Genomic DNA, 11,558 nt, shown 5'->3' with positions numbered 1-11,558 from the left:
CAGCACGAACTCGCCGTCGCGCTGCAGGAGGAAGGGGGCCGAGGTGGCGAGCCAGACGATTCCGGCGAAGAGAGGCGAGAAGTCTTCCCGGTCGACTGCCGCCAGCCAGACGACCGAGGCCAGCACGTAGTTGGCCGGTGCAAAGGGGCTCGCGAGGGTGCCGAGCGAGAGCAAGGCCAGCCAGACGGAGAGCTCGGTCGTGGCGGAAGACCCCTTGGCGACAGCGGTCGTGAGCGCGCCGCGGCGGGCCGCCCAGATAGCCAGTCCCACGAGCGCGACGCCGTAGATCAAGGAGAACACCTTTGCGGCTGCCATGCCCATGCCGGGGAGGCCGAGTTTTTCGAGCTTGAGGGCGGCGCCGAACGGCGACATGTTGTGCGCCACCGCGAAGGCGCGCGAGAACGGACGCGCGAACGCTTCACCGCTCGACAGCCGCGGCACCTCGAATTCGACGAAGGCGCGGAACGGTTCCGGCCCGACGACGGCGTAGATTCCGGCGCAGAAAACGAGACCGAAGGCGGCGGTGGAGAGGACGTCCCGCCAGCGGCGCCGCAGGAGGAGATCGAGACCGAGAATGCCGGGGAAGATCTTGCAGACGATGGCGAGAGCGAGGAGCGCTCCGCCCAGCGGCCGGAAGCGCCGGAAGGCAGCCCATGCCAGCACCGAAATCGAGATCACCAGGAGCTGGACGTTCGACATCTGGAAGCCGAGCTGAACTGGAATCGAGAGCCAGACCGCCGGCGCCACGGCGATCGCCCGCCGGCGGGCCCGCGGCTCGAGCGCCGCGGCCGCCGCGGCCATCGCCAGCAGCAGGACCAAAGCGGAGATCCCGAACCAGAGCATCCGCTGATGCACGAAGTCCGCCCCGGCCAGCGTGCGGAGAGCGAGCGGGAGCATGAGGAAGGTCGGCGGATAGTGGTAAGCATCGACATTGAAGCTGCCGAGCTTGCGGTCGAAGTAGAGCTCCGGTGTGAAGATGTTGGGGCTGCCTTCGGTGGCCAGGCGCGCTGCCTCGGAGTAGGCGGTGAGGCAGCAGTGCGCGACGTACCAGGGGTCGTCGGGAAAGAGCGACTGCTGCTTTTCGGCGGGATCGAGCATGAAGGCCGACATCCGCGCCGTCTGCCCGAGCGCGAGCAGCGCGACCAGCAGCCAGGCGACGCACCACCAGCGATGGGTGCGCAGAATCCCGTCGAGATCCGCGGGCAGCCTGCGGGCGAGCGCGAAGCCGCCGCCCCCGGCGATCGACAGGGCGAGGGCGGCGGCGAGCCACGGCCCCGCTCCGAGCCCGCGCAGGCCGACGAACAGTGCCAGAGCTGCTGCGCCGCAGGCGGCGAGCGCTACCGAGATACGTTCGATCTTCGGAATCACCGGTGGGACTATAGGGGAGTCGGAGAAGCCTGGCGAGAGAATTCTCCGGGACCGCAGCGCCGTGCCGACGCGCTGCGAGAGTCTCGGGGCTACAGGTAGCCGAGCGACTTCAGGAGCTCGGTGGTCTCTTTGTCGACTTCGCGCGTGTCGTCGCAGGTGGCGGTGTCGGTCGCGCAGTCGTAGGTCGGGGCGCGCCACCATTTGCCGATCGCCTCCTGCAGGCGCTCGACTTCGGCGGGGTGGAGGTCGACGACGTTCTTCGTCTCGCCCGGGTCGTTCGCGAGATCGAAGAGCGCCCACGGCCTGGCCTCGCCGCTGATCCAGTTCTGCTCCAGCTTGTGCGGGGCGAACTGCAGGACGAAGCGTTGGTTGCGCACGATCCGGATCCAGCTGCGGTTGGAGGAGGTGCCCGCCTCGGAGAAACTCAGGATGCCGGCTGCCGACTCCGTGTCCGGAGGATTGGCGATGCGCGGCCAGAGGCTTTGGCCCTGCTTCCAGCGGCCTTCGGGGAGGTCCACGCCGGCGGCTGCGAGCAGCGTCGGCGCGAGGTGGAGCAGCTGCACCGGGGCCTCGTCCACTGCCGGCTTCAGCCGGCCGGGCCAGTGCAGAATGAGCGGCACGTGCAGGCAGGTCTGGAAGCCGAAGCGGCCGTGGTTGAAGTAGTAGCCGTGCTCGCCCAGCGACTCGCCATGGTCGGAGGTGAAGGCGGTCAGGGTGTCGTCGAGCCGCTTCTGCTGTCCCATCTCGGCGAGCAGCCGGCCGATCTCCTGGTCGACGTAGGAGATCTCGGCGTCGTAGCGCGCGACGTAGAACGCCAGCCGCTTGTCGCCGTTCAAGACCTGGCCTTTGCCGATGCCGGCGAGCTCCTGCTTGTGCTTCCCCGAGACCGGGATCTCGAAGCTGCCGTCGAAATGCTCATCGTTCTGAAAGCGCGACTGGAAGGCGACCGGCGGAATGTAGGGCGCGTGCGGATCGAGATAGTGCACCCAGAGAAAGTACGGTTTCGCAGGGTCCATCTTGGCCGCCGCGGCGAGCGCCAGGCGGGTGACGTTCTCGGCTCCGTTGGGGTCTGCCTCATCGCCTGGCGGCGGCAGCTTCCACGACTCGAGGAAGGTATCGAAGCCCTGGTCGAAGTAGAACTCTCGCCCGACCGCGCCGTTCGCGACCACGGCGTGGGTGCTGTAGCCGGCGCGCTGCAGCGCCTCGGCGAGCATGGTGAAGGTGCACGGAACGGGAATGCCGATCTGGCGGACGATGCCGTTGTCCTTCGGGTAGGTCGAGGTGAAGATCGACGTGAACGACGGCCCGGTCTTCGGCCATTGCGTCTGCGCCTGGTCGAAGCGCACACCCTCGCTCGCCAAACGGTCGATGTTCGGCGACGTCGCACGCTTGTAGCCCCATGCCGAGAGGTGGTCGGCGCGCAGGGTGTCGACGGTGACGAGCAGGATGTTGGGCGGCCGTTGCGAGCCCGTGGGCAAGAAGCTCGCAGGATCCGTGACGGCCGCTCCCCCCGACGCCCCGGCTGCCGCGGTCTCCGGAGAGCTGCCGCCGGAGCGGGCCGAGGGGTCGGACGGGGCACACCCGGCCCCGCCGAGAGCGAGGACAGCGACTCCCGCCAGCGCGAAGAGATGGGAACGATTCAATGCGCGTTCAGTCGCAGGCCGTGCCGCAACGTCATCCAGAGGATCTTGAAGTCGAGCCCGAGCGACCAGTTCTCGATGTAATAGAGGTCGAACTCCAGGCGCTTGCGGATCGAGGTGTTGCCGCGCCAGCCGTGAACCTGCGCCCAGCCGGTAATGCCCGACTTCACGCGATGGCGGACCATGTACTGTGGCAGGTGTTTGCGGAACTCGGCGACGAAGGTCGGGCGCTCGGGGCGCGGGCCGACCAGCGACATGTCGCCGACCAGAACGTTCCAGAGCTGCGGCAGCTCGTCGATCGACCATCGGCGGATGAACGAGCCGAAGCGGGTGCGGCGCGGATCGTCTTCGACCGCCCAGACCGGACCGGTGCTGGCCTCGGCGTTGCGCCGCATCGAGCGCAATTTCCAGATCATGAACGGCCGGCCGTCGAGCCCCATGCGCTCCTGGCTGTAGAAGATCGGTCCGCGGTCCTCGAGCCAGATGGCGAGCGCCACGAAGGGCAGGAACGGCAGCAGCACGACGATGCCGGCGGCCGAAAAGACGAGGTCCAGCACCCGCTTCACCAGGCTGTGCCAGCCCTGGAGCGGCACCTGCGAGAGATTGATGATCGGCGTGCCGTCGAGCTCCTCGAGCGTCGCCTTGATCGTGGCGTACTGGAGGATATCCGGCACCAGCTTGACCTCGACGCACTCGCTGCCGACGGTGTGCAGCACCTGCATCATCTTCTTGTGCGCCTCGAGCGGCAGGGCGATGAAGACCTGATCGATGCGGTTCTCGTCGATGACGCGCTGGAGCTCCGCAGTCTCGCCGAGCACCGGCAGGCCGGCCGGGCGCAGGTTCCGCTTCGCCGGATCGTCGTCGAGGAAACCGATCACCTCGACGCCGAAATCGCGGTGGGCGACGAGCTTGGCGGCGATGTCGGTGCCGAGCTCGCCGGCGCCGACCACCAGGATCCGCTGGAGGTTGCCGGCGTGCAGGCTCGCGCTGCGCAGCAGACCGCGGATCGCCACTCGCAGAGTGACGACCGAAACGAGCTCGAGCGCGGCGAAGAGGGCGAGGAAGGCGCGGCTGTAGGTGAAGTACTCGATGCTGCCGGGGGCGAGCGCCGGCCGGTACCAGGAGGTGATGCCGGAAAGCAGGACCGTGCCGAGAATGACCGCCAGCAGCACGGAGACGGTCTCGTCGACGCGCGCGCGATAGAGGCGCTGGCGGTAGAGGCCGTGGAAATAGAACACGACCGGAAAGAGCACCAGCGCGACCGGCAGGAGCTCGAGATAGCGCCACAGGTCCGGCGCGGTCTTCGTCAGCGGGACGACTTCGAGCTCGAAACGCAGGGCCCAGGCGCCGAAGAAGGCGAGCGCCGTGGCCACGAGGTCGCCGAAGAGGTGCGCCGCCGCGGCGATTCGAAATCGTTGATGGATCAACTGGACTCTCCCTCGGTTTCGGGCCGGAAGGGGTGCAGGTACCTCTTCAGGCGGGTCGTGAACCGCTCGGCGGAAAACTCCTCCGCCCGGCTTCGAAGGTCCATCGGATTGAACTTCATCTGCTGGATTTTGTCAATTCCGGCCGCCAGGGATTCGACGCCCGGATCGTCGACCAGAAGCCCGTGGCGGCCGCTCTCCACGATGTCGAGGACGCCGCCCTCGCCGAGCGCCAGGACCGGCGTGCCGCAGGCCAGCGCCTCGACCGTTGCGATCCCGAAATCCTCAATCCCCGTTTGGAGATAGCAGCGGGCGGTTGCGTAGAGGCGGCGGAGCTCCTCCGGGCCGACCCGGCCCGCGAAATGCGTTGTCGAGCCGCCGGCCTGCACCAGCCGCTGGCGCTCGGGACCGTCGCCCACCACGACCAGCGGCACTCCGGCCCGACGGCAGGCGGCGATCGCAATATCCACTTTTTTGTAGGGCGCCAGGGCAGCGACCATCAGAACGAACGCCTCGTGCGGCTCGGTCCCCGGACGGAAGAAGGCGGTGTCGACGGGGGGCGGGAGGACCTCCGAGCTTCGGCCGTAGTACCGGCGGATCCGTCCGGCGACGAAGGTCGAGTTGGCGAGGTAGAGGTCGACCCGGCCGGCGGTGGCGACGTCCCAGGCCTGCAGCCGGTCGAGGATGCGTTCACGCAACCAGCCGGCGGGGCCGCTCGGAGCCGGGAAATAGGCCCGGCGCTGGTCCCAGGCGTAGCGCATCGGGGTATGGCAGTAGCAGGCGTGGAAGCCGCCGGGGGCCCGGCGGGCCCCTTTGGCCACGCAATGGCTCGACGAGATGAGCAGTCGGTGAGCGGACGTATCGAGCGACCGCATCGCCGCCGGAAAGAGCGGCAGATAGTGGCGGTAGTGGCTCGCGAGCAGGGGCGCGCGCTGCAGGAAGCTGGTGACGATCGGATGCGCCTCGATCTCCGCCGAGACCGTCCCGGGGAGATGGAACAGCGTGTAGATCGGCGCCTTCGGGGCGAGACGGGCGATCGCCGCCAGAACGTGCTCCCCGCCGCGCTGGCCGGTGAGCCAGTCGTGCACCAGGCCGATGCCCGCGCTCATGCGCTCCTCCTGCCGATCCCGTCGATTCGGGGACGCGCGGTGTCTCCGGCGATCACCTGGCGGTAGACCTCGAGGGTCCGTGAGGCGGTCGCCTCCCAGCGGAAGGCGCGGGCGCGTCTCAGGCCGGCCTCGGCGAGCTCCCGGCGGCGCTGCGGATCGCCGGCCAATTTCGCCATGGCGGCGGCGATGGCACTCGTGTCCTGCGGGTCCACGAGCTCGGCCGCGCCGCCGGCGATCTCCACCAGAGCGGGCGTCGTCGAGGCCACGACCGGCGTCCCCATCGCCATCGCCTCGGCGAGTGGCAGGCCGAAGCCTTCGTAGAGCGACGGGAAGACCAGCGCCACGGCCCCCTGGAGGAGCGCCGGAAGACGGTCGGGAGGCAGGCGGCCAAGGACGACCAGGCGGTCGCCCAGGGCGAGCTCGCGGGACCACCGGCGCAGTCCGGCCTCCTCCACGCCTGCCTCGGGGACGCCGCCGATGACCAGACGACGCTCGTCGTGGGGCAGCCGGGCGAAGGCGCGGACGACCCGTTCGAGGTTCTTGTGCGGCTTCGGATTGCCGAGAAAGAGGTAGTAGCCGGCCGCGAGGCCGAGCGCGGCGAGCGCGCGGTCGAGCTCCGGAGTCTCGAGCTGGCGGCGGAAGGCGTCATCGACGCCGTTCCAGGTGACCTCGATGCGTTGCCGGTCGACGCCCAGGTGCTGCACGAGATCGGACGCAGTCGCCGCCGACACGGTGAGAATCCGGTCCGCCCGGTGGACCGCCCGCCGCAGCAGCAGGCGCGCGTAGACCTTGGCCGCCGGGTTGGGCAGGAACTCGGGGAAGAGCAGGTGGATGAGGTCGTGGATGGTCACCACCACCCGCGTGGGGGTGCGGATCGGCAGAACGTAGTGCGGGCTGTGGAAGAGATCGGGGCGATGGCGGGCGAGGTGCCGGCCGATCGACCACTGTTCCCGCAGCGAGTAGCCGGGAGCGTTCTCTTCGATCCAGGTGAAGTTCGCGGGCAGGCCGGGGAGGAGCTCACGGGCCGCTGCCGGCGCCATCAGCAGGTAGCGCGACCCGGTGTCGAGCCGGGCAATCGCCCCCAGCAGGCCGCGCAGATAGGTGCCGATGCCGAAGTCGGCGAGCTTGCGGGCGTCGATCGCGATCATCGGAACGCTCACGCCTCCTCCGGGTGGGCCCTGGAAGGGTCCCGGAGAGCTTCGCGGAAGACCCGCGAATGCACCTCCGCCGAGCGCTGCCAGGTGAGCTCCCGGGCGCGATCGAGCCCGCGCTCCCGGGCCGCGGCGAGCACCGCCGGCGAGTCGAGCCAATCCCGGAGGCCGCCCGCGAGGTCGGCGGGATCGTCGGGGTCGAACAGCCGCCCGGCCGCGCCGACGACCTCGGGAAGGCTCGAACTGTTCGAGACCATGACCGGGACGCCGCAGGCCATCGCTTCGGCGGCGGGCAGCCCGAACCCTTCGTAGAGCGACGGGAAGACGAAGACCGTGGCGGCCTGGAGCACAGCGATGAGATCGGCGCGCTCGAGATGTCCGAGCCGGCGGAGGCCCAGCGGCGCGAGCCGCTCCATCCGCTGGTGGGTGGAGCGCGAGCCCCAGCCATCGGGGCCAGCGACCAGCAGTGGCGGAGTCGAGTCGTTGCTCTGCCGCAGCGCCTGCCAGGCGTCGAGGAGCAGATCGAGATTCTTGCGTGGCTCGATCGTTCCGGCGAAGAGAACGAAACGCTCCGGCAGGTCGAGGCGCCGGCGGCTGGCGGCGAGCTCGCTCTCGGACGCCGGCCTCCACTCCGGCGCGACGCCGTTCCAGGCCACTGCGAGGCGCGCCGCCGCCTCGGGCCACTGCCGGGCGATTTCGCCGGCCACGGAATGCGACACGGTGAGGATGCCCGTCGCCAGTCTCACGGTGCTGTCCAGGAACGGCAGGAGGCTCAAGCGCACGCGCCAGGTCAGGGTCTCGGGATGGTGCAGCACCGCGAGGTCGTGAATCGTCACCACGCCGGGCACCGGCAGGCGCCCCGGCAGCGTCAGGAGCGGCGACCAGAAGAGGTCGATGTCCCCCTGCGCCAGGCGCCGCGGCAGGTACTGCTGCTGCCAGAGTACGCCGAGCGGCGCGCCGTGGACCTCGATCTCGAGGTCGCGGCCCGAGAGCTCCACCGACTCGTGCAGGGGGGCATGCGACAGTCCGACGAGGTCGAACTCCCGGCGCTCCAGCAGCTCGCGGAGGAGCGCTTCGGTATAGACGCCGATGCCGGTGGGACGCGGGACCAGCGCCCGCAGGTCGACGCCGATCCGTGGACGAGCCTTCATCTGCCGCCTCGGTTGCATCTGCGCGGGTGCGGCTTCCGGAAAGGGGCGATGGAAGGCTCTCCTCGAAGTCGGCAGCGCCCGCGGGCGGGCGCTGCGCGGACGCTCCAGTCTACGACAGCGCACTCGCCGCCGTTGGGTGCGCGGAGCGAGTGCTAAAGTTCTGGCCCGCGAAACGATGCTCACTCCGCCCGCATCCCCCGACCCGGCCCATCCGCCTGATTCCGCCGGCGGCGCGGAGCAGGCGCGCCTCGCGGCGACGATCGCCGGATTGCGTGCTGCCGTGCGCCAGCGTCAGGGCGAGGCGGCGACGATCCGCACGGGCGCCGACGAGCTGCACGGCCTGCTGCTCGAGCTGCAACGCCACGAATTCGTTCAGGAGCCGCAGCCAGTGTCGCCGCGCCCGGTCTACGGCCGCATCCTGGTGTTCGTCCGCAAGGCCTTCTACCACCTGTTCCTCAAGTGGCACGCGCGCGCGGTCCTGCAGCAGCAGAACAGCTTCAACCAGAGCGCCAGCCGGCTGCTCTCCGAGGTGGCACAACGCCAGAAGCGGGCGGCGGAAGATAGCTCCCGGATGGAGCAGCAGTTGCAGCGCCTGGAGCAGGCACTCCTGCCTCCGGCCGGGCCGCATCCGGAGCCCGCCCAGGATGCCTCCGCCGGTCCGGCGCCCGGGGCGACCGGGAGCGCCGCCGGGTGAGTGCCCGGATCGCCATCTGCGCAGCGCAGATTCCTTTCATCCGGGGCGGTGCCGAGGTCCTCTACGAAAGCCTGCGCGACGAGCTCGTCCGTCGCGGTCACCAGGCCGAGATCGTCAGTCTGCCGTTCAACTGGTCGTCCCGGTTGAACATTCTGCAGAGCGCCCTCGCCTGGCGGATGGTCGACCTGACGAGCGCCGCCGGCGAGCCCATCGACCTGGTGATCGCGACCCGGTTCCCCTCCTACCTCGTGCGGCACCCGCGCAAGGTGGTCTGGCTCATTCACCAGTTCCGCCAGATCTACGACCTCAAGGGAACGCGCTTCAGCGACTTCGGCGAACGCACCGAGGACGCCGAGACCGAGAAGATGCTGCGCCAGTTCGACCAGCGCGCCCTGGGCGAAGCGCGAGCGCGCTTCTCGATCTCGCGCAATACCGCCGAGCGCCTGCAGCGCTTCAACCGCCTCGAGGCCGAGCCGCTCTACCCGCCGCCGGCGCTCGGCGGCCGCTACCGCTCGGCCGACCATGGCGACTACCTCTTCTCGGTCGGCAGACTCGATCCGATGAAGCGATTCGACCTGCTGCTGCGCGCCGTGGCCGCGGCGAAATCGCCGGTGCGCTGCATCATCGCCGGCGACGGTCCCGACCGCGACCGTCTCCTCTCGCTGGCCCGGGAGCTCGGCATCGCCGGGCGGGTGGAGCTGCCGGGGCGGATCACCGACGAGCGCCTGATCGAGCTCTACTCCGCGGCCCTTGCGGTCTTCTACGCCCCGTTCGACGAGGACTACGGCTATGTCACCGTGGAGGCGTTCCTGTCGGGGCGGCCGGTGCTGACGACGAGCGACAGTGGCGGCGTGCTCGAGTTCGTGAGCGACGGCGTGAACGGCTTCGTCTCCCCGCCCGGCGCCCACCGCGAGATGGGCGCCCGGATCGACCGCCTGGCTGGCGACCGCGCGCTGGCGCGCCGTCTCGGGCTCGCCGGGGCAGCGACGGTCGCGGCAATCCACTGGGACGGCGTCGTCGAGCGGCTGCTCGCGCCGCTCGCCTGAGGCGAAAGCGTGCGCATCGCCTGGGTGAGTCCGCTGCCGCCGGCGTCGTCGGGAATCGCCGACTACAGCCTCGCGCTGCTCTCGCGAATCTCCGACCGCCACGAGCTCGAGCTCTTCTTCGACGGCGACCGGGCGCCGGCGGAGGAGATCGCGAGGCGCTGGCGCTGCCGACCGGCCGGCGAGCTCCCGGCCGCGGCCGGCCGCTACGACCTCATCGTCTACCAGATCGGCAACAGCGCGCCGCATCATGCCGAGAGCTTCCGGCTGGCGCTCGAGCTGCCCGGAGTCGTGGTCCTGCACGAGTTCATGCTGCACCATCTGGTACGCGGGCTGACGCTCGCCAGGGGCGACGCCGCGGGCTACGTCGAGGAGATGCGCTACGCCGCCGGGCGCAGCGGCGAGATGGCGGCGCGCCGGTTGCTCGACACCCACTATCCGGTCGATACCTGGAACTACCCGCTCTTCGAGCGCCTGGTCGACCGCAGTCGCGCGGTCATCGTGCACAACGAGTTCGCCCGCCAGCGGGTGCTCGCCAGCCGGCCGCTCGCCCACGTCGGCAAGCTGCCGATGCCGGTAGACACCGAGCGCCTCCTGCCGCCGACCGCAGCGGAGCAGCGCGCGCTCAAGGCCCGGTTCGGCCTCGACCCGGACGCCTTCGTCGTCGCTTCGTTCGGCTTCGTGACGCCGCACAAGCGGCTGGAGGTCGCCTTGCCGGCGTTCGCCCGCCTGCGGGAGAGCCGGCCCGACGCCCGTTTCGTGATCGTCGGGGAGTGCTCGCCGCACTACGACTTCGAGGCTGCGCTGGCGCGCTTCGGCTCCGCCGGCGTCGCCGTCGTCGGCCGGGCCGAGGAGGCGGTGTTCGACGACTGGATGCGGACCTGCGACGTGGCGCTCAACCTGCGGCATCCGACCGGCGGTGAGACGTCGGCCTCGTTCGTTCGTCTCCTCGCCTTCGGCCGTCCCACGGTCGTCAACCAGATTGGCGCCTTCGCGGAGGTGCCCGAAGGCGCCTGCCTGCAGTTGCCGCTCGACGGCTTCGAGGAGGGGACCCTGGTCGCCTATCTTCGGGCGCTCGCCGCGCGCCCGGCGCTCGTCGCGGCCCTCGGCGCGCAGGCGCACGCCTGGGCGGTGGCTCACCATGGAGCGGAAGCGGCGGCTGCGGCCTGCCTCGAGCTCCTCGAACAGGCGGCCGCCTCGGATCCGCCGAGGTTCGTCGCGGTGCCGCCGCTGGCGCCTTTCACGGCATCGGACCCCAGGCCGGCGCTGCTCGGCGTGATCGGCGGCGAGCTCGCGGATCTCGGGGTGGGGGAGGGTGACGAGGAAGTGCTCGCGCTGCTCGCCGCGCAGCTGAACGAGCTCATGGGGCCCGAGCTCCCGCCCGGAGAACGCCCTTGAACGGGTCGTTACCCCCGGCCCAGCCCGGCCGGCCGGATCCTTCTGCCGCGGCAACTGCGCCCGCCGGCGAGCGGCGCCGGGTCGCCCGGCGGGTACTCTGGCTGCTCGTCGCCGGGGCCCTGGTCCTGGCCGCGGGGGCGCACTATCGGCACTACTTTTCACCCCGCGAACGCGCCGGCGTGCCGTCGCCCGAGCTCGCGGCGCTCCTCGACGCCGATTCCGCGTTCGAGAAGGTGGTCTGGCTCGCTTCGCCGCATCAGAATCTCGGGGTGCTCGACGAGCGCGTCGGCGACCTCGACCTCTATCTGGCCGAGCTCGCCCGCTCGACGGAGATCGCTCGCCCCAGGCTGCCGCGGTTCGGGCCATTCGCGCTGCCGCCGGCGCGCGAGATGGCCGTGGCCTGGAGCGGCTCCGGCGAGAGCCTCCTGGGGGTCGCGAGGATCGAGCCCGGCATCGGGTGGGTCGCCCGCTTGGCCGGCTGGCTGGCCGGCAACCCCTGGCTGGCCGGCGGTCGGGTGGAGTCGGGCGGCAAGGCGTTCGAGGTGCGGTGGCAGGGCTCGCTCTGGATCGTCGCGAGCGG

At 70.4% G+C, this 11,558-nt stretch carries 10 protein-coding genes; 4 read left to right on the top strand and 6 right to left on the bottom strand.

Annotated features, from left to right (window positions below; translation table 11 throughout):
• The 6 genes from KBI44_16965 to KBI44_16940 form a co-directional block, all read right to left on the bottom strand.
• Window positions 1-1,368, bottom strand: a 1,368-nt coding sequence (locus tag KBI44_16965) for a DUF2029 domain-containing protein (protein MBP9146170.1), incomplete at its 3' end; no start/stop codon positions are given.
• Between the two features lie 89 nt (window positions 1,369-1,457).
• Window positions 1,458-2,846 (bottom strand): sulfatase, encoded by a 1,389-nt coding sequence (locus KBI44_16960; GenBank protein ID MBP9146169.1) that lies wholly within the window; start codon window positions 2,844-2,846, stop codon window positions 1,458-1,460.
• Between the two features lie 161 nt (window positions 2,847-3,007).
• Window positions 3,008-4,435 carry an undecaprenyl-phosphate glucose phosphotransferase gene (locus KBI44_16955; protein ID MBP9146168.1) on the bottom strand — a complete coding sequence of 476 codons (1,428 nt, stop codon included), beginning with the start codon at window positions 4,433-4,435 and terminating at the stop codon, window positions 3,008-3,010.
• Window positions 4,432-5,541, bottom strand: a complete 1,110-nt coding sequence (locus KBI44_16950; GenBank protein MBP9146167.1) for a glycosyltransferase — start codon at window positions 5,539-5,541, stop codon at window positions 4,432-4,434. The genes KBI44_16955 and KBI44_16950 overlap by 4 nt, the downstream gene beginning before the upstream one ends.
• On the bottom strand, window positions 5,538-6,701 hold the full coding sequence (locus KBI44_16945) for a glycosyltransferase family 4 protein (protein ID MBP9146166.1): 1,164 nt from the start codon (window positions 6,699-6,701) through the stop codon (window positions 5,538-5,540). Before KBI44_16945 ends, KBI44_16950 begins: the two co-directional genes overlap by 4 nt.
• On the bottom strand, window positions 6,698-7,843 hold the full coding sequence (locus KBI44_16940; protein MBP9146165.1) for a glycosyltransferase family 4 protein: 1,146 nt from the start codon (window positions 7,841-7,843) through the stop codon (window positions 6,698-6,700). Before KBI44_16940 ends, KBI44_16945 begins: the two co-directional genes overlap by 4 nt.
• Before the next feature lie 175 nt (window positions 7,844-8,018).
• Between KBI44_16940 and KBI44_16935 the strand changes: the two genes are divergently transcribed.
• From KBI44_16935 to KBI44_16920, 4 genes are all read left to right on the top strand, one after another.
• A complete protein-coding gene (locus tag KBI44_16935) occupies window positions 8,019-8,537 on the top strand; it encodes a hypothetical protein (GenBank protein ID MBP9146164.1) in 519 nt (172 codons plus the stop codon).
• On the top strand, window positions 8,534-9,583 hold the full coding sequence (locus KBI44_16930) for a glycosyltransferase family 4 protein (GenBank protein MBP9146163.1): 1,050 nt from the start codon (window positions 8,534-8,536) through the stop codon (window positions 9,581-9,583). Before KBI44_16935 ends, KBI44_16930 begins: the two co-directional genes overlap by 4 nt.
• A gap of 9 nt (window positions 9,584-9,592) precedes the next feature.
• Window positions 9,593-10,978, top strand: a complete 1,386-nt coding sequence (locus KBI44_16925; protein MBP9146162.1) for a glycosyltransferase family 4 protein — start codon at window positions 9,593-9,595, stop codon at window positions 10,976-10,978.
• The coding region (locus KBI44_16920; GenBank protein MBP9146161.1) for a hypothetical protein at window positions 10,975-11,558 on the top strand (584 nt) is incomplete at its 3' end. The genes KBI44_16925 and KBI44_16920, both read left to right, overlap by 4 nt.

This window comes from Thermoanaerobaculia bacterium (assembly GCA_018057705.1).
In the GTDB taxonomy this organism is placed as follows: domain Bacteria; phylum Acidobacteriota; class Thermoanaerobaculia; order Multivoradales; family JAGPDF01; genus JAGPDF01.
Note: the sequence above shows the minus strand (reverse complement) of the source record. Positions and strands in the feature narration are given on the sequence as shown.

Excerpts from the sequence above, each read along its gene's own strand:
- KBI44_16950 (MBP9146167.1), bottom strand. The coding sequence starts at position 5,541 with ATGAGCGCGGGCATCGGCCTGGTGCACGACTGGCTCACCGGCCAGCGC.
- KBI44_16940 (MBP9146165.1), bottom strand. The coding sequence starts at position 7,843 with ATGAAGGCTCGTCCACGGATCGGCGTCGACCTGCGGGCGCTGGTCCCG.
- KBI44_16935 (MBP9146164.1), top strand. The coding sequence starts at position 8,019 with ATGCTCACTCCGCCCGCATCCCCCGACCCGGCCCATCCGCCTGATTCC.